Consider the following 21,015-nt stretch of genomic DNA (forward strand, 5'->3'; position numbering starts at 1 on the left):
AGCGACCATTCAGGACGACATCATGATGCGCGAGCCGGCCGCGAGGCGCGATCAGCGCGAGATCACCATCCCGTCGGACGCCCGGCCGTCGAGACGGGGTCGTCCCGCCTCGGGCGTCGCCGATCGTGGCGTCTGGAGCGCGGGCCTCGCCGTGGCAAGCGCCGGGGCGGCTTTGTGCCGGCGCCGTCCGGGCGAGATCCTCGCGATCCTCGTTGCCGTCAGCGCGGCCGGGGCGGTGTCGATCAACGCGCTCGGCTCGCAGAAGGGGCGTCACCCCGCGCCCATCCTCGCCAACCTGAACCCTCGCCCTGCGCCTGTGACGCTGCCGCGTAAGGCGGCTAACGCGGAGCCCGCGTCGGTAGAGACGAAGTCCGCGAGGACCGAGACTCCGCGTCCTGCCTCCAAGGACGCCATCGGCGAACTCATCAAGGCCGCCGAGCCGGCCCGCCCGGGAGACACTACGGCTTCCGTGACACCGAAGTCCCCGAGCGCCGACGAGGTGGTTGCAAAGGCGCAGCGCGCCCTGGTGAAGCTCGGCTACGGCCCGCTGAAGACCGATGGCGTGCTCGGCGCGGGCACCCGCGCGGCGATCGCCAAGTTCGAGCGCGACCGCAAGCTCCCGGTGAAGGGTGAGCCGACCGGTCGCACCATGAGCGAACTCGCCGCCCGCGCCGCGATGCCGCGCGGATAGGCAGCGATGAGGTCGCCGGCCGCGGGCGTCATAGGCCGGCCGGAGATGCTATAGGGGCGACGATGGCACGCCTGCGCTCCGATTTTTGGGTCTCAGCCCACCTGCGCCGCCTCGGCGTCGAAGGGATCGCCGCCGTCCAGCGCCGGCGGGGCTCCCCGGAGGCGGGTTCGATTTTCGTCAAGGTCGATCGCCTCGACGGAACGGCCGACCTCTATGGCCCGGCCCCGCAATCGCTCATCGATGCTGAATCTGCCGGTGAACGACGCTTCTCCGCGCTCCTCACCGCCGCCTCGCCGCCGGACGTAGAAGCACGGATCGCCAGCGAGATCCGGTTCGATTCCGACCTCTGGATCATCGAGATCGACGACCGCGAGGGTCGCCACCGGCTCGACCTCGCCGTGTGAGGCTGTCAGGATTGCCGGCGCGCCGCTGCCGGTAGAGCGGGTCGGAGAGGCGGGCGCTCGGCCATGCCAGGTCGTGAGCGCAAGGTCGCATCGGGCGCCTGGTAGGCCTGGTGGGCCTCGCCCGCGGCATTCCGTTCCGGCAACGGGCGGTTGATGATCGAGGCGATGAGATCGCGCGCTGCCGGGCGGGTGGTCGTCCGGAACAATCTCACGAGATCGAAGACCCGATCGACCGAGCGGGCGACCGTCTCGTTGAGGGTCAGGAAGATGTAGACGGCTTCCTCTTCGTGCAGGCCGGCCGCGCGCAGAGCCAGAGTGAGGAGCTCGTAGCGTCTGGATGGGTCCTGCACGGTGCCGAGGAAGCCTTGGGGGAGGCCGACGAGGTCCCCGAGCGCTCCAACGAAGCCTGCGACGTCGCGTCGGCCGGACAGGCCGGTGAGGATCGTTCCAGCCTCGCGGGGCGGCGGTGGACAGGGGCGGAGGGCCGCCGTGGCCGAAACCGCAGCCGTGATGGCTTCACGCTGAGCCTCGGAGGCGAACAGGAACAGCGGCGCCAGATCGGCTGGCGCCACATCGTCACGGCCTAGGAGACGGGCTGCGAGGTCCGGGTCGAGACGGGCGCGGGCGATCAGGTTGCGCAGGACGTCGCCGGCCAAGTGGGCCCGCGGATTGGCGGCGAGCGCCCGGTCGATCTCCGGAAGGCCGCGGCTGGAGAGGTCAGCGAGCACGTGCCGGGTCAGATCTGAACGCGCGGCGATGGCGGGGCCGATATCGCAGCCGTCGGCCAGAGCCAGTTCTATGATCTCGGCCGTCAGCACCGGTGCCGCGGCGATCACGATGTCCCGGCTCGCACCGCCGCGTGCCGCAAGCCGTGCCAGGATCGAGGGCGGGGTCTCAGGGAATGAAGCGAGCTTGCGGGCGACAGCCTCGGCGGTGGGTTCGTCGACGATCGGAATCAGGCCGCCTGCCAGGGCTTCGAACGCCTCGACGGTGCGTAGGTCGCGAACCTTCGACGAGACGAAGAGGTCGGTCTGGACTCGGAGGATCACCGGCTTCAGGTCGAGATGTTCGACCCGCGACAGTTCGATCAACCCGGAGAGATCGGGCGCATCGTCGAGGGATGGCGGCATGGCACTTCGATCACGCAGAACTCACAGTCTTCTTTCGTAGACCGGTAACGTGAATCGACCTTTAAGCACCTCCTGGATGTGCCGTCCCGCCCTGCATCAACCCGAACGGCTTGAAGGCGGGCCGAGGGTGATTGAACGATCGTCGCGGTCAGGCGGCCGTCGTCGTCTTCGGCATATCGCTGGCCTTGCTGATCCCGCCCTGGTTGGAGGTCGCCGGCAAAGGCATGACGACTGGCGTCACGGCGCCGGCCACCATCGGTCCCGTGATATGCGAATTCACGCCATCACTTTTCTGGGCAGGCACGGGCTGAGCTGGGACTGGGTTCTGTACGGGGAGTGGCGCAGCAGCGATCTGAACCGGCGCCTCAGGCTCGGCTTCCGCCGAATGCTCTTCGTCGGACTGGCTCGGTGGAGCAATGACGTCGGTCGGGGTCTTCCAGACAAAGGCGTCGAGGCGGCCCGTCACCGGCGAGACCGGGCTCCACGTCTCGGAGGCGATCCCGTCGGCGATCCAGAGTGGATCGCGTCGTGCGCGCGTCGCCCGCGACAGCCACTCTCGGGCACGGCCGGATGACGCACCGTGTTCCGCTTCCTCGATCCGCGCCATGGCGAGGCAGGCGCGCACCGTCGGCTGGTCTGCCAGGAGGGGGCTGAGTGCTTCGCGGGCCTTGGCGAAGTCCTTCGCGTCGAAGGCGGCCTGGGACACGGCGAGGCGAGCCTCCGGGTTCCATGACGAGATCCGTGCCAGCGTCTCGGCGCGTGCCATCCGGTCACGTACCGAATCGCCAGTGCGCAGGTTGAGATAGGTTTTGGCAAGGTCCGGGTGCGGGTTTGCCCGCCAAGCCGCCTCGACGATCTTGGCGGCCTTCTTGAGGTCGCCGCGACGCGCCAGAAGTCGTCCCGCCAGAGCTGCCGCCGGCACCAGTTCCGGGGCAAGCTTCACGGCGCGCAGCACCCGCTCGGTCGCCGCATCCGGCTCGCCCGCTTCGCGCGTCTGGGCCGCTGCGGTGAGCAGCACCGCGCGCTGGCGCCGCGAGGTCGACTTGTCGACGAGGCCGAGGGCGGCGCGTCGCTCGACAGTTTCTGTGGCTGCACTCCAGTCGCCGTCGGCGCACTGGGCCTCGAGCACAGCCTCGTTGGCCCAGGTCACGCTGGGAGCGAGCCGGGCGGCCTCCATGGCGTAGGCGCGGGCCGCCGTCTCGTCGGATCGGCGGCGTGCTTCAACGAAGAGCCCACGCAGGCCGAGCACGCGCGTCTCGGGGTCATCCACCATGCGCTGGAAGGCCTGCTCCGCGGCGTCGCGGTCCCCCGAGATCTGCGCCGCCTGCGCCTTCAGAAGGAGAGCCAGGGGCTCGGCCCCCAGCAGCCGCTCGGCGTCGCCGGCATGGCGTTTCGCCGCGAGCGGATCGCCCGAGCCCACCGCGACCATGCCGCGCGAGAGGGCCGAGTAGCCCTTGGCCCGGCGCCGTTCACGCGAGCCGCGGACGAGGTTGTCGGGCAGCGTGATGAGCCCGCGCACGATCGCCCAGACGAAGCCGATGAGGATGGCGGCGATCAGAACGCCGATCAGCGCGATGGCGAGGCTCGTCGCGACCTCGTAGCCGTTCCAGACGATGGTGACCGAGCCGGGACGGTCTGCGATCCACACCGCGCCGAAGGCAGCGAGCGCAAGAAGGGCCAGGAAGGCGAGGGCGCGCCACATGGGATCAAGAACTCCTGGATGCGGTGCCGCTGACGCGGACGACGCTTGTATCGGAAGATGGGGATGCACGCAGCCCCGACAGGACGAGCCACCCGCCGCAGAGCCTCCGATCGGAGGATTCTGCAGGAGATCGACGTGAGTGAATGTCGGTCAACGGCTTCGTGCCGGCACCGAGAGGCCTTTGAACGCGTCGGAGAGCAGCGCCTGCGCCGCCTCCCCGGCCACTGCCCGCGACTGCAGCTTGGTGCCGAAATCCCCAGCCTCGCTCCTGAGGTTATCGGGCAGAGCCGCGAAAGCCTTGGCGGCCTCGGCGATGGCGCCGCGGTCGAGGGCTGCCTGGACCTCGACGAGCGGATCGGGCCCTTCGGCCTTCGCCGCCGCGGGGGTATCGACCTTGCGGACCTGCACGATGGACTCCGCCATGCTCATCAGCCGCTGGCCGACATTGCCCGTCTCGGCAAGGGAACGTGCCTCGGCGGCCTTGCGGCTCGCCGCGATCCGTTCGGAGATTGCCCGGAACTCGGTCGCGAGGCTGCGAGCCGTCGGTGAGCCCTTGTCGGCGAAGGCAGCGACGGCGTTGAGGCGCGCCGGGTCGCCCGGCTCAAGGTTGCGCAGGGAGTTCAGGGCGTCGGCATAGGGCACGCCAGTGGAAAGGGCCGTCGTGATCCGATCGGCGGATACGACGCGCAGGGCCGCCTCCACCGTCCCGGTTTCGGCCCGCTCCGACACCGCCTTGTCGAGGCTCGCGATCTTGTCCGCCTGCGCCTGGATCTGGCGCGCGACCGCTCTCGCGGTCTCCTCGGCCTGGGCCTTGTTGGCATCGACGGCTTGGCGACTCGCTTCCGTGGCGGTCTGAACCGCCTCGGTCGCAGATTTAACCCGCTCGTCGAGATTCGCCTGAAGCGCCGCGAGCTTCTGGCTGAGAGACTGCGCCGCGTCGGCATTCGCCTTGGTGCGACTCTCGACCTCGCCCTGGAGCGCAGTCAGCTTCGGGCCGAGATCGGGCTGTGCAGCGGGCGCAGCAGCGCCGTCGAGCTTGACCTCGACGGCCTTGAGGCGAGTGTCGAGGTTCGCGACCTGATCTGGCGAGCCGCCATTTCCCTGAAACAGGGGAGCCTTCGCATCCACGTTCTGGTCGCGGCCAGGCTCCTCCTGCAGAGCGGATACCCGCTGGTCGAGGCTGTCGAGCCGCGCCACGAGATCTGCCGGAATGGCTGCCGCAGGTGCGGCTTCTCCCGGTGCTCCGCCGCTGGCCGGTGCCGCACCCGCCTTCTGCAGGGCGTCGCGGGCCGCGGCGTCGGCGGCACGGACCGCCTCGGGCAGCGGTTTAAGAGCCGCCTCGTTGCCGCTGATTCTGGTTTCGAGGCTTGCCAGCTCCTCGCGGTTCGGCAACGTGCCGACCTTCTGGTCGAGGGCCGCCAACCGGCCCGCTACATCGCCCGCCGGGTTCGGGAGGACGCCGGCGCGCTCGATGCCGAAGAGGAGGCCGGCACCGATCACGCCGCCGAGCAGGCCCGCCGCCGCAATCGAGCCGAAGCCGGCACCATTCTTTTGAGATGCCGTCGGAACGGTCTCGACGGGCTTCGCGCTCGTCGTCCCGGCTCCGGAAGCCGTCGCTGTAGCCGCCGTATTTCTGGATTCACCCGGCTTGGTCTCACCGGTTTTGGGACCGGTCGGAGAAGAAGCTGTTGCCGTCTTGTCCGGGCTGTCGGGCATCCGGCGCGCCTTGAGATCGATGATCGGGCCGTCCGTCGCCGCCTCGCCGCCGCGCGTGCCGGAAGGCGACGCACCGAACGCCGCCGACCGGGGCGTCTCTGCCTTCGATGGGTCGACCTTCGGAGCGTCGGTGCGGCCCGTCGATGAGGCAGACGCCTTCGATGCGTCCGCCGCGCCGGACTTTGCGAGGTCCGGTTTCGCGAGGTCCGGCTTCGATGTGGGCTGCGACGACGCATCCGGCTTCGCCGCAGGAGCGCTGGTCGGTCCGGTCGTCGTGCCGGGGCTGGTAGATGACGGCTTCGCCGTCGGCCCGGCACCGGACGTACCGGCAGCTTCAGACTTTGCGGATTCGGGCTTAGCCGCTTCTGCCCTGACCTGATCGGAACCTGGCTTCGCGGGGGCGACGGGAGACGCGGCCTTGTCGCTTTCAGTCTTCACGCCTTCAACCTTGCTGCCATCGGGCGCCGCAGAAGTTGCGTTTGTCGGTTGCGGCGTGGAGGCACCGGATGCCGGTCGGCTCGGCTCGTTGCTGGGTGGTTTCACGAACTCTCCTCCCTTTCCGCCATCCGCTTTCCTGGCTTGCCCGCCGACGCGATATGCACGGCAGCCAAGTGGGTGCGGTCCTGATTCTTTCGCCGTCCTAGCACCCCGAACCACGCAGGAGCGAGACCGTATCTCGATCTGCGGCCGGCAATAGCTGAAGGAGGCTATCCTCGCTCGGCCGATCCGCCTTCACATGGTTGACGCACCCGGCAGCGACCAGGGGCGCTGCCACATCATCAGACAGGCAGTAATGCGTGAGCACGCGGAAAGCTCCGCCATATCCTGCCGCTTCGGCCAAGGCCAAGGCCGTCTCAGCGCCGCGGCGGGAATAGTGGAGGGCGCCGGCGAGGCTCCGGGCATCGAAAGCCTCGGCCACGCTAGCGGGGATCGCCGAAATCGGCTGCATCGCATAGGCCGTATGGACGGTCACGATGTAACCCGCCGCGGCGAGCGAGGCGGCAGGCTCAGGTTTGTGTTCGGCGCCCGCGAAGTGGAGGAGCCGGCTTCCGGGCGGTAGTCGGTCTCGGACGAGACGGGCGAGAGCGAGGGCGTCGCCATCGGCATCGAGCACCCGCCTGTATCCTGCCGCCTTCGCGGCCTGCGCCGTGCTCTGCCCGACGCAATAGGTCGGGAGATCTGCATCGACGGGTCCTATTCCGCCGTTTGCGGCATTTGCGCTCGTCAGCAGCAGCCCGTCGAATGGTCCGTCCGGACGGACGTCTCCGCTCGGCACCAGCGAAAAGATCGATCCCACGATCGGCGTATGGCCGAGACCCGCGATCCGCTTGGCCGTGCGTGTCGCGCCTGGCTCTGGTCGCGCGATCCAGATCCTCATTCCGTCCTCGACCGATCTCTGACGCGAGCGAGCCTGCTCAACCGATTCGCCGATGGCAAGCGCGATGGCAAGCGCGCATGGACCATCGGGTCCGCGTTGCCCTTGGGCCGCCTCGGGCGATAGAAGGAAGCCCGGCCAAAGCGAGCCGGACGGGACTCTGCGCGACCATGATCGTCCTCGGCATCGAGACCACCTGCGACGAGACCGCCGTCGCCATCGTCACCCCCGGCGAGGAGGGCGGCGGCCGGATCCTCGCCAACGAAATCCTGAGCCAGATCGCCGAACATGCCGCCTATGGCGGCGTCGTTCCGGAAATCGCGGCACGCGCCCATGTCGAGGTGCTCGACCGGCTGATCGCCCGTGCCCTCGACCGTGCCGGCCTCACCCTGACCCAAATGGACGGTATTGCGGTGGCCGCGGGGCCGGGGTTGATCGGAGGGGTGCTCATCGGCCTCGTGACCGCCAAGACCCTCTCCCTCGTCACCCGCAAGCCGCTCCTCGCCGTGAACCACCTCGAAGCCCATGCGCTCACTGCGCGGCTCACCGATGGCGTCGCTTTCCCATACCTGCTGCTGCTCGCCTCCGGCGGGCATACTCAGCTCGTCGCGGTGAAGGGTGTGGGCGATTACGTCCGTCTCGGCACCACCATCGACGACGCCATCGGCGAGGCTTTCGACAAGGTCGCCAAGCTCCTCGGACTTGGCTATCCCGGGGGACCCGAGGTCGAGCGCGTGGCCGAAACCGGCGATCCGGAGCGCTTCGCCCTGCCTCGCCCGATGCTGGGGCGGCGCGAGGCCAACTTCTCCCTGTCCGGCCTCAAGACTGCGCTCAGAATCGAGGCAGAGCGGATTGCGCCCCTGACTCAAGCCGACATCGCCGACCTTTGCGCCAGCTTCCAGGCGGCCGTGGTCGATGTTGTCGTCGACCGATTGCGGGTGGCCATGCGCGATTTTGCCGGTATCGCCGGCCATCCCACCGCACTCGTCGCGGCCGGCGGCGTCGCCGCCAACGGCGCCATCCGGCGGGCCCTCGCGGCCGAAGCCGGCCAGGCCGGCCTCGCCTTCGTGGCGCCGCCCCTGGCGCTCTGCGGGGACAATGGCGCGATGATCGCCTGGGCGGGGATCGAGCGCCTGCGCCTCGGCCTCATCGACGACCTCACCGCCCCGGCCCGCGCCCGCTGGTCCTTCGCCGAGCCGGCGGCGGCCATGGCGTGAGCGTCGTTTCGGACGATGCGGAAATCCGCCGCGTCTGGCGCGATCTCGTCGGGCGGCGCCTGCCGGAAGCCGCGGCCTCGCGGCCGGACTGGCCGGTGCGCCTCGACCATTGCTTTGCCCGCATCTTCCTCGACAACGCCTGCGGACGGCCCTGGCGCGAGGTCGTCGCGCCGCCGGCCTGGGCCACGATGCCGACGGACCGCCTCGCCGACGCGGTCGCCCTCGCCGAAGCGGTGTTGACGGACCGGGCCGACCTCGCCTTCCTCAATCGCCGCTCCCTCCGCATGCGAGGCAAGCGCGTCCGGACCTCACCGCCGGACGCTTCGCGTGATCTGGGAGCCTGACGCAAGATGAACGACGTTGCTGTCATCGGAGGCGGTGCCTGGGGCACTGCGCTCGCCAACGCGGCAGGTTCAGCGGGCCGGCCGGTTACATTGTGGCTGCGCGATGCCGAGGCGGCTGCGCGACTGCAGCAGACCCGTGAGAACGCCCGATATCTTCCAGGCGTGAAGCTGAACGAGCGCATCCGCGCCACCGCCGACGCGACGGCTCTGTCGCGCGCCGGCATCGTCCTGATGGTCACCCCGGCTCAGACCCTGCGAGGCGTCCTCAGCGATCTCCGCCCATCCCTCTCCCCGGAGGCTTCGATTGTCCTCTGCGCCAAAGGGATCGAGCGCGGGAGCGACGCATTCATGAGCGCGGTAGCGGCCGACATCCTCGGGCCGGATACGGCGGTAGCCGTCCTTTCGGGGCCGAGCTTCGCCGCCGACGTCGCCCGCGGATTGCCCACCGCCGTGACCCTCGCAGCCGGCGATGCCGCCCTCGCCGCGCGTCTCGCCGCCTCGCTGTCGGGGCCGGCTCTTCGCCTCTACCACACCGACGACGTCCGCGGCGTCGAGATCGGGGGAGCGGGCAAGAACGTGCTCGCCATCGCCTCCGGTATCGTCGCCGGGCGCGGCCTCGGCGAGAGCGCCCGCGCCGCCCTGATCGCCAGGGCCTTCGCCGAACTCATGCGTTTCGCCCGCAGCCTCGGCGGCCGGCCCGAGACCCTGATGGGCCTCTCGGGACTCGGCGATCTCGTCCTCACCGCCTCATCCCCGCAATCGCGCAACTTTGCCTTCGGCGAACGCCTCGGCCGAGGCGCGTCGCCGGAACAGGCGTCCGGCGGTAAACTCGCGGAGGGGGCCTTCACCGCCGCGGCCCTGGTGGCCCTCGCCCGCCGCAGCGGCGTCGAGATGCCCGTGGCCGAGGCCGTGGCGGCGGTCGTTTCGGGACAGGTCAGCATCGAGGCGGTGATCGCCGCCTTGCTGGCGAGGCCCCTCAGGGGCGAGGCCGAATGAGCGCGGGGCGCATCCACAACTTCCTTTCTGGCCGAGGACGCGACGGGGCAGGGCGCCTCATCGCCGACATCCTCGCCTTCGACGACGCCCATATCGAGGGCGTCCACGATTTCATTCAATGGTGCTTCCCGCTGCCGGAGGCTAGCCGCGCGGTACCTGGTGCGCCGGTTCTCGGCGCCACCGAAGCCGGGGCGATCCGAGTCGACGAAGAGGCGCAGGCCGGCCTGCTCGCTGCGGTCGATCGGATGAGGGGGTTCTACGGCGATACGACCGGCTGGCTGCGCCCTTACGACCACAACCACCTGCGCATCAGCCGCATCATCGCGGCGATCCGCGACCTCGTCGGGAATGAGGAGGCTCGGGCTTTCCACGCCTTCGTCCTTGCCCGCAACGCGGAGGTCGGATCCCCGATCAATCCCGAGAGCCTGCGCTACTGGCGCGCCGCCCTCGACGGGGCCTGACGGCCACGCTTGCTTCCGCTAGGAGGGGCGTCACCGGCGGAGGAAACACGATGGCGTACTGGCTCTACAAGTCCGAGCCCGCGACCTGGTCCTGGGAGCAGCAGGTGGCGGCCGGCGAGGCCGGGACGCATTGGAACGGCGTGCGCAACCACGTCGCCAAGCTGCATCTCCAGGCGATGCAGGTGGGCGACCGCGGCTTCTTCTACCATTCGAACGACGGCAAGGCCGTAGTCGGCATCGTTGAGGTGATCCGCCCGTATTATCCGGACGATAGCGACGAGACCGGACGTTTCGGGATGGTCGATGTCAAAGCCGTCGAGCCGCTGTCGAAACCCGTGACGCTGCAGGCGATCAAGGCCGAGCCGCGGCTCGCCGAGATGGTCCTCGTCAACAACAGCCGCCTGTCGGTGCAGCCTGTGACCGAGGCGGAATGGACCTTGGTGCGCGAAATGGGCGGGCTGCAGTAGCGACCCTCATCCCTGCCGCTGCGCCTGAGTAACGGCGACGTGGATGAGCTCCGCCAGCGTCCTGACCCCGAGCTTCTGGCGCATCTGCGAGCAGGCATTGGTGATGGTCTTGTAGCTCACCGAGAGGTCGCTCGCGATGGCGCCGTAGGATTTGCCCTGTGCGAGCCGCGCCAGAATCTCGCGCTCGCGCGGTGTGAGTTGCGTTTCCGGCGTCCGGCGAGGGTCCATCCTGAGCATCGCCACCTCGGTGGCGAGGCGCCGGTCGAGATGAGGCTCACCTGTGCGGACCCTGGCGAAGGCCTCGAACAATTCGGCCGAGGCATGGTCCTTGAGGACGTAGCCGAGCGCCCCGGCCTCGAGGGCGCGGGCGACGATGACCGGATCGTTGTGCATGCTGAAGACGAGGATGCGGGTCTTCGGAGCGACCCGGCGCATGCGGCGGATCAGATCGAGCCCGGCAAGCCCGCTACCCTGGAAGGTGAGGTCGCAGATCACGGCCGCAGGCCGCAGCCGGTGGAACAGACGGTAGCCGGCGAGCACGCCGGTCGCTTCGGCGATCGCCTCGATGCCGGCATCTTCGAGCACGCGGCGGCAGCCTTGCAGCACGATCGGGTGGTCGTCGATGACGAGGACGCACTCTTGCGTCGTGGCGATGGCGTTCATCGTGGGCGGGCCGAGATCGTCTCCTCGTCCCGGTCGGTATCGATCGGGATCGAGATCCGCACAACGGCCCCCTTTGCCGCCGTGTCAAGCTGGAAATCGCCGCCGAGTGCGTCGACCCGCTCACGCATCCCCGACAATCCGAGGCCGATCCGATGGTCGCTAGCGATACCGACGCCGTCGTCTCGCACGACGATGGTGAGCCGCCCGTCCTTCTCCGCGGCTTCCGCCTCGACGCGGCGGGCACCGCCGTGGCGCACCGCGTTGGTCATGCTCTCCTGGATGCAGCGGAAGACCGTGAGGTCGACGAGGTCGCCATAGCCCTGCGCCAGCGCCTCGAAGGCGCCCGTGAAAATGGTCTCCGGGTGCCGACGCGAGAAATCGCGCAGGAGGAGGTCGAGGCTCGCGGCCAGGGCCACCTGGCCGAGCCCGTGCGGGCGCAGGCGGTTGAGGAGGTCGCGGTTCAGCGTCTGGACCTGTCCGACGATGGCGCTGATGTCCTGCGCCCTGGCGGCAAGTCGGGAGCGGTCGGGTTCGGGGCTGTCCGCGATGCGCGCCACCGAGGCGGCATTGGCCTCCAGGGCGAACAGGCATGGGCCGAACTCGTCGTGGAGTTCGAGGGCGGTTCGGCGGCGCTCGTCGTCCTGAGCGGTGAGAAGTTGCCGGTTGAGTCTGCCATTGGCGGCCCGGACCTCGCCCAGGGCCTCGGCCACACGGTTGAAGCGGTCGGTGATGACGGCGACTTCGCGGGAGCCCGACGCTTCGAGCCGCACTGCGTAATCCTGCTTCTCGAGCTGTGTGAGACCCTCGGCGAGGCGCCCGAGCGGTGCGAGGACGCGGCCCAGGGCGAGGTAGAGGGCGATAAGAAGCGCGAGGTTGAGGCAGAGGCTCGCGAGTGACAGCGACATGGCGTAGCCCCAGATCTCGTCGATCTCGTCGCGCGGCTCGGTCGTGATCCGGGCGGTACCGACGCGCTGGGCGCCGACGAGAATCGGAATCTCGTGACGCTGCACGGGCGGCGCGATCAGCGCCACGAACCAATCCGGAGCCGTGTAGCGCTCGCGCCGCACCTGCGGCACCTCGGGGCTTTTTCCGTTCATGTCGACGAGGGTGACGCGGACATGGCGCAAGGTTTGGAAGCGCAGATCGAGGGTCCTGAGCAGGGCGTCGGGCGCATCCACCTGCCCGGCGCCGATCGTGTCGGCGACGAGGGGCTCCACCGTCGCGAGCGAGGCCTGCATCTCGACGACGACGGCCGAGCGGGCGTTGAGGACGACGATCCCCATCGACACGAGCGCGGCGACGGCATCGATGACAAGGACCACGGCGATCATCCGGGTCCGCGTCGCCCAATGACGCCACATCCAGCCGCCCTGTCGGCGTTCCGGTTCCGCCTTGCGGCGCGAGTCCAGACTTGGGGGGTGGTGGGCGGGCTCGTCGGGCATGGCCGCCGCTTGTAGCGATGTTAGCGTCGCGCGAAAGCTCGCACTCGCTACGGTGGTGGTGGAGTTCGAAACCCGGCTTCGAGACTCGCGAGGACGCGGCCCGGCGGCTTTCAGCCTAAGCCGGCCAGCCTGCCATGGCGGCATCCACGATCCGCATGAGCTTGTCGCGCCCGGCGCCGTCCTTGGCGAGGGTCGACATGCCCTGGACGACCGCGAAGACATGGCCGGCAAGCGCTCGGTCATCCGTTCCGGCCGGAAGTCGGCCTTCGCCGATGTCCCGCTCGATCCGGGCTCGCAGAGCGGCCTCGATGGCGCGTCGAATCCGAGCCAATGCCTCACGCACTTCGGCAGCTTCGCGCGAACTCGTGACGAGAGAGCTGGCGAGGAGGCAACCGGGTGGCGTGTCCTCCCCCGTGTCGCCTAGCACGGCAGCCACCAGCAGATCCCGAGCGGCGTCTTTTGCGCTCGCCGCGTTCTCGATGCTCTGCTCGACCGCCTTCGTACCCCCGAGATAGCGGTCGACCGCCTCCAGAAACAAGCGCCGCTTGTCGCCGAAGGCCGCGTAGAGGCTTGGCGGCGTGATACCCATGGCCTGCGTCAGGTCCGAGACCGACGTCGCCTCGTAGCCATGCTGCCAGAAGAGGTGCATGGCGGCGACGAGAGCCGCCTCCCGATCGAACGACAGCGGACGTCCCGAGCGGCGGGGGCGATCAGGCGAGGGGTTTTTCATAGCGATCGATATGTAATTCTTGACCGCCTTGGACAAGCCGCCTAGAGGGGTTCCATAGTAATCACTAGGAAACAACCCGATGTCGATGGCCTCCTATCGCACTCTCGGCCGCTCCGGGCTGGTCGTCAGCCCGTTGTCACTCGGTACGATGACGTTCGGTGTCGCGCGATGGGGAATGGAGCGCCCGGAAGCGGAGGCCGTCTTCGACGCCTATGTCGAGGCTGGCGGCAATCTCGTCGACACGGCCGATGTCTATGCCGGAGGGCGAAGCGAGGAGATGCTCGGGGCCATCATCGCCGATCGGGGCTTGCGCGACCGCCTTGTCGTCGCGACCAAGGCGGGCTTTGCTACCGGAAAGGGACCCCATGCCGGCGGGAACGGCGCCAAGCACATCCACGCCGCTTTGGAAGGGTCTTTGCGCCGCCTCGGCACGGATTACATCGACCTCTACTGGGTGCATGTGTGGGATTCAGTGACTCCGGCAGAGGAGCTGCTGCAGACGATGGCAGGCCTCGTTCGGTCAGGGAAAGTCCGCTACTGGGGGCTCTCCAACGCGCCAGCCTGGTATGTCGCGAAGATCGCGACGCTGGCGTCCGTTCATGCGCTGCCCGGACCGATCGCGCTCCAGTACTTCTATTCACTCGTCAGCCGTGAGGTCGAGTCCGAGCACCTGCCCCTCGCCCGCGACATGAGCCTCGGGATGATGCCCTGGAGCCCCCTCGCCTATGGTCTGCTCACCGGCAAGTACGATCGTGCCACGGTGGAGGCGAGCGCGCCGCGCGCCGGCGGCCTGCCAAGCGAGACCGCGACGGGCGAGGTTCGACCCGAAGGCGACAAGCGGCTCGACGGGAGCAATCCGTTCGGCGACATGTTGTTCACTGAGCGCAATTGGCGGATCGTAGACGCCCTGCGCGGCGTGGCCGACACGCTCGGCGAGACGCCCGCCCGCGTCGCGCTGGCCTGGGTTCTGTCGAAGCCCGGCGTCGATACGGCCCTGATGGGCGTGAGCCGCGTCTCGCAAGTCCATGACAATGCCGCCGCCACCGAGCTCCACCTGCCGGCAGAACAGATCGCGGCGCTCGACGATGCTAGCAAACCGGAAAGCGCGATGATCTACGGCCTGTTCACGCAGGGCGCCCGCCAAAGCTTCGTATTCGGCGGAAGCGCCGTGGCCGACCGCCGATAGGAGACACACGCTTGACCACTTCAGGGTTCCCAAGTGAATCACGCCCCTGACGCACGGGTGTAGATCGGAAGCGATGGACGCGATGCTCCGGGACGTAACCGCGCTGATCCAAGACGCTCTCGCCGATCCTGCCTGCAGCTGGAGTCTCGGCGGGTTCGGGGCGCTCGCCACCTTCGCCCGCTCTCGATCCGAGCCGGTCTCCTGGCTCGATGACGGCCGCCTCGGGCTGAGCACCGGGCGCGGGGCCATCGCCTTCGACCCCGCCGGCCTGCGCCCCATTGCCTACGAGACCGCCTTCGGAGCGGCGTGGAGCCATGCCGTGGCGCTCTGCCTGCCCGCTTCCGACCTCACGCCTGCTACGACCATCGTCACGGAGCGGGGTCGCGATGGCGATGCGGTCCGGTGCCACGACCGAGAGGCATACCTCTTCGATGGCGGGTTAGGTCTGCGGCAGGCGGCGTTCTGCCTGCGCTGTGCCGACCCGGAAGTCGCGGCCGAATGGCGGGCGGCTTGCGGCAAAGCCGGAAAGCCGGACGACCTGCGCAGATCCTGGGCTTCCTCCCACCGGATCATCTTCGCGGGTTCCAGTCGCATCGAGATCTTCGGGGATGGCGCGGATCCAGGCGGATCGATGCTGCATCTCGACGAGAAGCTGATTCGCTCGTCGCGAACTCACGCCGCGACGGCACCGATCCCCGGCGGGTTCGTGCCCATCGCGCATTTGTATCCGCCTCATCCGGTCGATGAACCGGGAGCGCCGTTCAGGCATGATCGGCACGAGGCGTTCCAAGCGCTTCTCCGACGTTGGGGACATCCGGACCTCGTCGCCCTCAAGAGCGGGCTGCTGCAAGGCGATCGCCCGGAGACCGAGGTGGGGCGCCATGCCCGTATGGTCGCCAAGGTCGTCGCGGCTCAACGTCTTGCCCGATGGTAAGGCGCCGACTCGCACCCGCAGGGTCTCGGCGACCCAAGGTGGGACGTGCCAAGTCGTCCCTGGTGGGATCTCGTTAAATCTGTGGACGTAATTCAGATTCGTTGTCGGACGTGATTGGGAACCGCCTCTTGTCATCTTGATGCCCCATTATCGGGTTCATCCTCCCGCTTGAACATCGTTTTGGGGATCGATGGTCGAGTCTGTGCGGTGGCGCGTTCGTGCCGACGCGCTCCTGTGATCGGCAGGCAACGGTCAACGCGGCCGCTGCCGTCCCTGAGGTTTCATCCGATGATGTCTTTGACGATCGATCCTTCGCAGATCCGCCCGAAATCCGCACTCGAGACGGCGCATTCCCGCCGGATGAATCCGGTGGCAAAGACCGCCGCGCTGGCCGCACTCGGCCTTTTCGGCATCGGCTCCTTCTCGGTCGCGGCCTATTCGATGCTCGGAACGCTCGCGGGCCCGCAGGTCCACAAGGTGACGATTTCCCATCGCGCCGCCGACTGGCCGGATCTCAAGGACGGTGTCCCGGCCCTGGCATCGGGTCCGGAGGCAACCGCACAGGCGAGACCCAAGCTGGCCGCGATAGCGCCGTCGACGTCAGTCACTCCACCTTCTTCGACTGCGCCTCCCATCACCGCGGCTGCACCGGTCCGTCGGAGCCTGCCCCTCATTGAGGCCGCGACGTTGATCGAGGGCACCCGGACCGCGCCGCTCGTCGGCATCGCCAAGTCCGCCGCCCTCATCGCGCCGCGCCCAGCCGAGACGGTCCGCGCCCGCGCCATCGACACCACCCTTGCGGCCCTGCCACCGGAGAACGCCGCCAAGCCGGTTCGTAAACCCGCGGCTGTCGCCCGCACCAAGCCCGCCGCGCAGCCCGGCGCCGTACCCGTGGCCGAAGCGGTGCCGGCGGAGAGCGACGAGACCGAAGTGCTGGGCGTCAAGGTACCCTCGCTCGCTGCCAGCGGGCGCCGGTTCGTCGAGGGCGTGCAGTCCCTCGGCGACGCGGTGGCGAAGCAGTTCTGAGGGTTTAATGCCGATCTGAAACGACCGCTCGCGAGCGTTTCGATCAACCAGACACCAGCTTAGCGCGGCTTGCGCGGTGCCTTGGTGCCGTAGCCCTTCGCGGCAGGTCCTTTGGCGCCAAGTCCCTTGCCCGCATGGTCCTTGCCCGCGTGGTCCTTGCCTCCGTGTTCCCTTCCGGCGACCCGCTCGTGGCGTGCCGCGCGGGGGCTCTTGAAGCCCTTGGGGCCTTTGACTTCCGCCGCCGGTGCGCCGTCGAGGAGCGCCTCGACCTGGATCTCCGGCGAGCCGTTCTTGGCGAAGGTCGCGGCAAAGCGCGAAGCCGCGCCGCCGCGGACCTCGAACTTGGTCTCGCCCTCGAAGATGCGGATCGCCCCGATCTCCTGACGGCCGATCCCGCCGCGGCGGGTCAGCATCGGCAGGAGGCGGCGCGGGTCGGCATTGTCGCGCCGTCCGAGATTGAGGCGGAACCAGACGGCGGGACCCTGTGCCTCGATGCGGGCCGCGTCGGCCGGATCGTAGACGGGACGCTCGGAGCGGCGGGCCGGGCCGGCACCCGGATCGGTGACGTCCTCCGGCGCTGGCAGCCGCGAGCGATAGATCCGGGCGAGGGCGGCCGCGAGTTCCTGCGGCGTGCGCTGGGCGAGGAGCGCCTCGCCCATGGCGACGTCCTCCTCGCTGGCGGCTTCGGTGAAGATCGGGTCCTGCCACATCCGCTCGCCGTCGAGGCGGCGGATCTCGTCGGCGGTGGGCGGAGCGTCCCAATCGGCGTTGACCTTGGCGATCGCCAGCATCTGCTCGGCCCGCCGCCGCCGCGAGGCTGGAACGAGGAGGACGCTGGTGCCCTTGCGGCCGGCGCGGCCGGTGCGGCCGGAGCGGTGCTGAAGCACCTCGGCATCGTTCGGCAGGTCGGCGTGGATGACGAGTGTCACGGTCGGCAAATCGATGCCGCGGGCCGCCACGTCGGTGGCGACGCAGACCTTGGCGCGGCCATCCCGAAGGGCCTGAAGGGCGGCGTTGCGCTCGCCCTGCCCGAGTTCGCCCGAGAGGGCCACCGCCGAGAACCCGCGCTCGGTCAGACAGGCTTGGAGGTGGCGCACCGCATTTCGGGTGTTGCAGAACACGATCGCGGTCGGCGCATCCACGAAGCGCAGGGTGTTGACCACGACGTGCTCGATCTCGCGCGGCACCACCCGGATCGCCCGGTAGGCGATGTCGGCGTGACCGCGCTCCTGGCCTTTCACTGCGATGCGCAGCGCGTCGCGCTGGTAGCGCTCGGCGAGAGTCGCAATCGCCTTCGGAAGGGTCGCCGAGAACAGCAGCGTGCGCCGCTCCTTCGGCGTGACGGAGAGGATGAATTCCAGGTCCTCGCGAAAGCCGAGGTCGAGCATCTCGTCGGCCTCGTCTAGGACGACGGCGCGCATCTCCTGCGTCGCGAGGTTGCGCCGCTCGAGATGGTCGCGCAGGCGGCCAGGTGTTCCGACGACGATATGGGCGCCCTCCTGCAGGGCACGGCGCTCGCGCTGCGGGTCCATGCCGCCGACGCAGGCGATCACGAGGGCGCCGGCCTCGGCGTAGAGCCAGGACAGCTCGCGCTGGACCTGCAGGGCGAGTTCGCGGGTCGGCGCGATGACGAGGGCGAGCGGGGCGCCCGCCGGCCCGAGGGTCTCCGCCTCGTCGAGGAGGTCGGTGGCAAAGGCCAGGCCATAGGCGACGGTTTTGCCCGAGCCGGTCTGGGCCGAGACGAGAAGGTCGCGGCCGGCGGCGGCGGCCTCGATGACGGCGCTTTGGACGGGGGTCGGCTCCTCGTAATCGCGCGAGATCAGGGCGCGCGAGAGCGGGGCCGGCAAGGAAGGAAAGGACACGGGACAGAAGCCTTGAGGGCTGAAGAGGCCGGAACGGGCAAAACGGACGCCTGCGCCGAAACCGGCGCCTCATGGTCCATTCGGCCGGATATCCGGACGCAAACGGTTGCGGAACTCCTGCGCTTCTAGCCGTAACTGCCGCCGCGCGCTATGTGCGGCCGCGCATGGGCCGACCGCGCCACCCGATGGCAACCGGTTTCCCGGTGCTTCCCAGAAAAAGGCTTGTTGATGGCAGCTGTCCTGAGGCTCGTGGTGGCGTGGGCTAGCGTGGCCGCCTTCTTCGTGTTCGGGCCCGGCTGGCTCGGCGATCTCGCCTCTCCGCTCTGGGCCACCGGCCTGTTCCTCTGGCTCTTTGCCGTCATCCTATGGTCGGCCTTCGGCGTCGTCCACGAAGCGGAGGAACTCGCCCACCGGCTCGGCGAGCCGTTCGGGACGCTGGTCCTCACCCTCTCCATCGTCGTCATCGAGGTGGTGCTGGTCTCGGCGGTGATGCTGTCGGCCAAGGCGGCGCCGACCCTCGGGCGCGACACGATGTTCGCCGTCCTGATGATCGTGATGAACGGCCTCGTCGGCCTCGGCCTCCTCATCGGCGGCCTGCGCTACCATCAGCAATCCTACAACCTGAAGGGCGCCTCCGCCTTCCTGTCGGTGATCATTCCGCTCACCACCATCGCGCTGATCATTCCGAACTTCACCACCTCGACGAGCGTCGGCACACTGACGCCGCTGCAATCGATCGCGTTCTCGGTCTTCACCGTGTCCCTCTACGGGATCTTCCTGGCGATCCAGACCGGACGGCACAGCAGCTTCTTCATCCACGCGAACGAGACCTCGGCGTCGGCCTCGGGACCGACCGAGCCGCCGAAACCGGCCCATGCGGCGGGCGGCTCGGTCCTCACCCACACCGCCCTTCTCGTCGCCAACATCCTGCCGATCGTGCTCCTCTCGAAGAGCCTCGCGGCGATCCTCGACCACGGCATCGCGGCGCTCGGCGCACCCTCGGCCCTCGGCGGCGTGCTCATCGCGGGAATCGTGTTTACTCCGGAGGGAATCAGTGCGCTGAAGGCGATCGCGCGCAACGAGTTGCAGCGGGCGATCAACCTGTGCCTCGGCGCGGCGACCTCGACGGTGGGCCTGACTGTCCCCGCGGTGCTGATCGTCGGCCTCGTCTCAGGCCAGACGGTGGTGCTCGGGCTGGCTCCCACCGAGATGACCTTGTTGGTGGTGACCCTGATTCTCAGCACCATCACCTTCTCGGGCTTGCGTACCACCATGCTGGAGGGCGCGGTCCACCTCGTCGTGTTCTTCGTCTACCTGACGCTGATCTTCAGCCCGTGATCAGCTTCCGAACCGCTCGGTCCGGATGATGGCGGGATCGACGCCCGCATCGACGAGGAGGTCGGAGACCGTGCCGACGAAGGCGTTGGAACCGCAGAGGTAGGCATGGCAAGGCCGTCCGAGCCGCGCCAACGCGTCGTCCACGAGTGCGGCATCCACTCGCCTGCCGCCGTCTCGCGTCAGGGTGAGCATCAGGTCGAAGCCTGGTTCGTCGCGTGCTCTGCCCCCAAGCTCCTCGCGGGCGATCACGGCATCGCCGGTGGCGACCGAATAGAGCAACAGCGCCTTCACCTCCGGGGCGGCGCGTGCGCGGTGGCGCAGCATGGCGAGCAGCGGAACTACGCCCGAGCCGCCGCCGGCCAGTAGGATCGGTCCGCCATCCTCCGGCCGCCAGACGAAGGATCCGCCGATAGGTCCGCGAAGCTCGATCTCATCGCCGACCTCGGCGACGGCATCGAAGAAAGCCGAGACCTCGCCGTCACCGACATGCTCGATCATGAGTTCGATCGTCCCGGTCTCGTCCGGAGCCGAGGCGATGGAGTAGCTGCGGCGGGCCTGATAGCCGTCGGGCGCGGTGAGGCGCAGGTCGACATGCTGCCCGGCAAATGCCGGCCTGTCGAACCTCACGCCGAGGCGGAACGCCTTCACGCGACTCGCGACCGAGGTGATGCAGAGAATGCGTGCCTTCTGCCAGGGGAGGGGACGCGAGGCCTCAATCACCGGTAAAGCGCTGCTCGCGCCAGGGGTCGCCGTACATGTGATAGCCACGAAGTTCCCAGAAGCCGGCGGTGTCGGTTTGCGTGAATCGCAGGCCCTTGACCCACTTGGCGCTCTTCCAGAAATAGAGATGCGGCACGAGAAGGCGCGCGGGACCGCCATGGTCGGGGCTGATCGGCTCTCCCGCATACCGCGTCGCCACCATCGCCTTGCCGCCGATGAGGTCCGCCACGGGGACGTTGGTGGTGTAGTCGTCATACCCTTCCGCGAGCAGGAATTCAGTCGGAGCAGTGATTCCCGCCTCCGCGAGAAGATCGTCGAAGCTCACGCCCTCCCAGACCGTGTCGAATTTGGACCAGGTCGTCACGCAGTGGATGTCGCCGCTCCAGGTGGTGCGCGGCAAAGCCTCGAATTCGGCCCAACTCCAGCTCTTCACCGGACGGGCGCCGTCTCGGATCGTGAAGCGCCAGGTGTCGAGGTCAATGCGCGGCGTCGGTCCGAATTGCAGGACGGGAAAATCCTCGGTGAGGTACTGCCCCGGCGGAAGTCGAGCGCGCGCCTCCTCGCTTGGCCGCCGCCCCATGAAGCCGCGTGTCGTCATCCCGTTCTCCGTC

Annotated in this window: 20 protein-coding genes and 1 pseudogene; 11 read left to right on the plus strand and 10 right to left on the minus strand. The window is 68.7% G+C overall.

Annotation, left to right across the window (positions count from 1 at the left end):
* Positions 1–22 precede the first annotated feature (22 nt).
* A complete protein-coding gene (locus tag K2Y56_RS00340) occupies positions 23–691 on the plus strand; it encodes a peptidoglycan-binding domain-containing protein (protein WP_366847985.1) in 669 nt (222 codons plus the stop codon).
* Positions 692–753: 62 nt separating this feature from the next.
* Positions 754–1,095, plus strand: a complete 342-nt coding sequence (locus K2Y56_RS00345; protein ID WP_292503615.1) for a DUF1491 family protein — start codon at positions 754–756, stop codon at positions 1,093–1,095.
* A gap of 5 nt (positions 1,096–1,100) precedes the next feature.
* Here the strand turns inward: K2Y56_RS00345 and K2Y56_RS00350 are convergent, their stop codons facing one another.
* The 4 genes from K2Y56_RS00350 to K2Y56_RS00365 form a co-directional block, all read right to left on the minus strand.
* On the minus strand, positions 1,101–2,225 hold the full coding sequence (locus K2Y56_RS00350) for a DUF2336 domain-containing protein (protein ID WP_292503617.1): 1,125 nt from the start codon (positions 2,223–2,225) through the stop codon (positions 1,101–1,103).
* Between the two features lie 148 nt (positions 2,226–2,373).
* Positions 2,374–3,927 (minus strand): heme biosynthesis HemY N-terminal domain-containing protein, encoded by a 1,554-nt coding sequence (locus K2Y56_RS00355; RefSeq protein ID WP_292503620.1) that lies wholly within the window; start codon positions 3,925–3,927, stop codon positions 2,374–2,376.
* A gap of 150 nt (positions 3,928–4,077) precedes the next feature.
* On the minus strand, positions 4,078–6,081 hold the full coding sequence (locus K2Y56_RS00360; protein ID WP_292503622.1) for a translation initiation factor 2: 2,004 nt from the start codon (positions 6,079–6,081) through the stop codon (positions 4,078–4,080).
* 202 nt (positions 6,082–6,283) lie between these two features.
* Positions 6,284–7,021, minus strand: coding sequence for a uroporphyrinogen-III synthase (locus K2Y56_RS00365; RefSeq protein WP_292503624.1), 738 nt, complete (start codon positions 7,019–7,021; stop codon positions 6,284–6,286).
* Positions 7,022–7,188: 167 nt separating this feature from the next.
* On the opposite strand from K2Y56_RS00365, the gene tsaD reads away from it, so the two are divergent.
* The 5 genes and pseudogenes from tsaD (at position 7,189) to K2Y56_RS00390 (ending at position 10,503) form a co-directional block, all read left to right on the plus strand.
* On the plus strand, positions 7,189–8,235 hold the full coding sequence (gene tsaD / locus K2Y56_RS00370; RefSeq protein WP_292503627.1) for a tRNA (adenosine(37)-N6)-threonylcarbamoyltransferase complex transferase subunit TsaD: 1,047 nt from the start codon (positions 7,189–7,191) through the stop codon (positions 8,233–8,235).
* Positions 8,232–8,531: pseudogene (locus K2Y56_RS00375) on the plus strand (N-acetyltransferase); the annotation flags it as partial. The gene tsaD and the pseudogene K2Y56_RS00375, both read left to right, overlap by 4 nt.
* A gap of 54 nt (positions 8,532–8,585) precedes the next feature.
* Positions 8,586–9,575, plus strand: coding sequence for an NAD(P)H-dependent glycerol-3-phosphate dehydrogenase (locus tag K2Y56_RS00380; protein ID WP_292503630.1), 990 nt, complete (start codon positions 8,586–8,588; stop codon positions 9,573–9,575).
* Positions 9,572–10,036: an opioid growth factor receptor-related protein gene (locus tag K2Y56_RS00385; protein ID WP_292503633.1), complete on the plus strand. Its 465-nt coding sequence runs from the start codon at positions 9,572–9,574 to the stop codon at positions 10,034–10,036. Before K2Y56_RS00380 ends, K2Y56_RS00385 begins: the two co-directional genes overlap by 4 nt.
* Before the next feature lie 50 nt (positions 10,037–10,086).
* Positions 10,087–10,503, plus strand: coding sequence for an EVE domain-containing protein (locus K2Y56_RS00390; protein WP_292503636.1), 417 nt, complete (start codon positions 10,087–10,089; stop codon positions 10,501–10,503).
* 6 nt (positions 10,504–10,509) lie between these two features.
* Here K2Y56_RS00390 and K2Y56_RS00395 read toward each other — a convergent pair whose 3' ends face one another.
* From K2Y56_RS00395 to K2Y56_RS00405, 3 genes are all read right to left on the minus strand, one after another.
* A complete protein-coding gene (locus K2Y56_RS00395) occupies positions 10,510–11,166 on the minus strand; it encodes a response regulator transcription factor (RefSeq protein WP_292503639.1) in 657 nt (218 codons plus the stop codon).
* Positions 11,163–12,527 (minus strand): ATP-binding protein, encoded by a 1,365-nt coding sequence (locus K2Y56_RS00400; protein WP_292503729.1) that lies wholly within the window; start codon positions 12,525–12,527, stop codon positions 11,163–11,165. The genes K2Y56_RS00395 and K2Y56_RS00400 overlap by 4 nt, the downstream gene beginning before the upstream one ends.
* A gap of 196 nt (positions 12,528–12,723) precedes the next feature.
* Complete coding sequence (locus K2Y56_RS00405; RefSeq protein ID WP_292503642.1) at positions 12,724–13,338, minus strand: TetR/AcrR family transcriptional regulator; 615 nt, start codon at positions 13,336–13,338, stop codon at positions 12,724–12,726.
* Between the two features lie 79 nt (positions 13,339–13,417).
* On the opposite strand from K2Y56_RS00405, the gene K2Y56_RS00410 reads away from it, so the two are divergent.
* From K2Y56_RS00410 to K2Y56_RS00420, 3 genes are all read left to right on the plus strand, one after another.
* Positions 13,418–14,524, plus strand: a complete 1,107-nt coding sequence (locus tag K2Y56_RS00410) for an aldo/keto reductase (protein ID WP_292503644.1) — start codon at positions 13,418–13,420, stop codon at positions 14,522–14,524.
* Between the two features lie 82 nt (positions 14,525–14,606).
* The gene (locus K2Y56_RS00415; RefSeq protein ID WP_292503646.1) at positions 14,607–15,458 is read left to right on the plus strand and encodes a hypothetical protein; all 852 of its coding nucleotides are present in this window, start codon (positions 14,607–14,609) and stop codon (positions 15,456–15,458) included.
* A gap of 288 nt (positions 15,459–15,746) precedes the next feature.
* Positions 15,747–16,484, plus strand: coding sequence for a hypothetical protein (locus K2Y56_RS00420; protein WP_292503647.1), 738 nt, complete (start codon positions 15,747–15,749; stop codon positions 16,482–16,484).
* A 59-nt stretch (positions 16,485–16,543) separates the two neighbouring features.
* Here the strand turns inward: K2Y56_RS00420 and K2Y56_RS00425 are convergent, their stop codons facing one another.
* The gene (locus K2Y56_RS00425) at positions 16,544–18,346 is read right to left on the minus strand and encodes a DEAD/DEAH box helicase (protein ID WP_292503650.1); all 1,803 of its coding nucleotides are present in this window, start codon (positions 18,344–18,346) and stop codon (positions 16,544–16,546) included.
* A gap of 228 nt (positions 18,347–18,574) precedes the next feature.
* Here K2Y56_RS00425 and K2Y56_RS00430 point away from each other — a divergent pair, with 228 nt between their 5' ends.
* Positions 18,575–19,684 (plus strand): calcium:proton antiporter, encoded by a 1,110-nt coding sequence (locus K2Y56_RS00430; RefSeq protein ID WP_292503652.1) that lies wholly within the window; start codon positions 18,575–18,577, stop codon positions 19,682–19,684.
* On the opposite strand, the gene K2Y56_RS00435 is transcribed toward K2Y56_RS00430, so the two are convergent.
* Positions 19,685–20,404 (minus strand): FAD-binding oxidoreductase, encoded by a 720-nt coding sequence (locus tag K2Y56_RS00435; protein ID WP_292503654.1) that lies wholly within the window; start codon positions 20,402–20,404, stop codon positions 19,685–19,687.
* Complete coding sequence (locus K2Y56_RS00440) at positions 20,397–21,002, minus strand: sulfite oxidase-like oxidoreductase (RefSeq protein WP_292503656.1); 606 nt, start codon at positions 21,000–21,002, stop codon at positions 20,397–20,399. Before K2Y56_RS00440 ends, K2Y56_RS00435 begins: the two co-directional genes overlap by 8 nt.
* Positions 21,003–21,015 lie beyond the last annotated feature (13 nt).

This window comes from Methylobacterium sp. (assembly GCF_019745455.1).
Taxonomy (GTDB): domain Bacteria; phylum Pseudomonadota; class Alphaproteobacteria; order Rhizobiales; family Beijerinckiaceae; genus Methylobacterium.

Excerpts from the sequence above, each read along its gene's own strand:
- K2Y56_RS00400 (WP_292503729.1), bottom strand. The coding sequence starts at position 12,527 with ATGTGGCGTCATTGGGCGACGCGGACCCGGATGATCGCCGTGGTCCTT.
- K2Y56_RS00410 (WP_292503644.1), top strand. The coding sequence starts at position 13,418 with ATGTCGATGGCCTCCTATCGCACTCTCGGCCGCTCCGGGCTGGTCGTC.
- K2Y56_RS00355 (WP_292503620.1), bottom strand. The coding sequence starts at position 3,927 with ATGTGGCGCGCCCTCGCCTTCCTGGCCCTTCTTGCGCTCGCTGCCTTC.
- K2Y56_RS00405 (WP_292503642.1), bottom strand. The coding sequence starts at position 13,338 with ATGAAAAACCCCTCGCCTGATCGCCCCCGCCGCTCGGGACGTCCGCTG.
- K2Y56_RS00345 (WP_292503615.1), top strand. The coding sequence starts at position 754 with ATGGCACGCCTGCGCTCCGATTTTTGGGTCTCAGCCCACCTGCGCCGC.
- K2Y56_RS00380 (WP_292503630.1), top strand. The coding sequence starts at position 8,586 with ATGAACGACGTTGCTGTCATCGGAGGCGGTGCCTGGGGCACTGCGCTC.
- K2Y56_RS00395 (WP_292503639.1), bottom strand. The coding sequence starts at position 11,166 with ATGAACGCCATCGCCACGACGCAAGAGTGCGTCCTCGTCATCGACGAC.
- K2Y56_RS00440 (WP_292503656.1), bottom strand. The coding sequence starts at position 21,002 with ATGACGACACGCGGCTTCATGGGGCGGCGGCCAAGCGAGGAGGCGCGC.
- K2Y56_RS00365 (WP_292503624.1), bottom strand. The coding sequence starts at position 7,021 with ATGAGGATCTGGATCGCGCGACCAGAGCCAGGCGCGACACGCACGGCC.
- K2Y56_RS00390 (WP_292503636.1), top strand. The coding sequence starts at position 10,087 with ATGGCGTACTGGCTCTACAAGTCCGAGCCCGCGACCTGGTCCTGGGAG.
- tsaD (WP_292503627.1), top strand. The coding sequence starts at position 7,189 with ATGATCGTCCTCGGCATCGAGACCACCTGCGACGAGACCGCCGTCGCC.
- K2Y56_RS00340 (WP_366847985.1), top strand. The coding sequence starts at position 23 with ATGATGCGCGAGCCGGCCGCGAGGCGCGATCAGCGCGAGATCACCATC.
- K2Y56_RS00350 (WP_292503617.1), bottom strand. The coding sequence starts at position 2,225 with ATGCCGCCATCCCTCGACGATGCGCCCGATCTCTCCGGGTTGATCGAA.
- K2Y56_RS00415 (WP_292503646.1), top strand. The coding sequence starts at position 14,607 with ATGCTCCGGGACGTAACCGCGCTGATCCAAGACGCTCTCGCCGATCCT.
- K2Y56_RS00430 (WP_292503652.1), top strand. The coding sequence starts at position 18,575 with ATGGCAGCTGTCCTGAGGCTCGTGGTGGCGTGGGCTAGCGTGGCCGCC.
- K2Y56_RS00420 (WP_292503647.1), top strand. The coding sequence starts at position 15,747 with ATGATGTCTTTGACGATCGATCCTTCGCAGATCCGCCCGAAATCCGCA.
- K2Y56_RS00385 (WP_292503633.1), top strand. The coding sequence starts at position 9,572 with ATGAGCGCGGGGCGCATCCACAACTTCCTTTCTGGCCGAGGACGCGAC.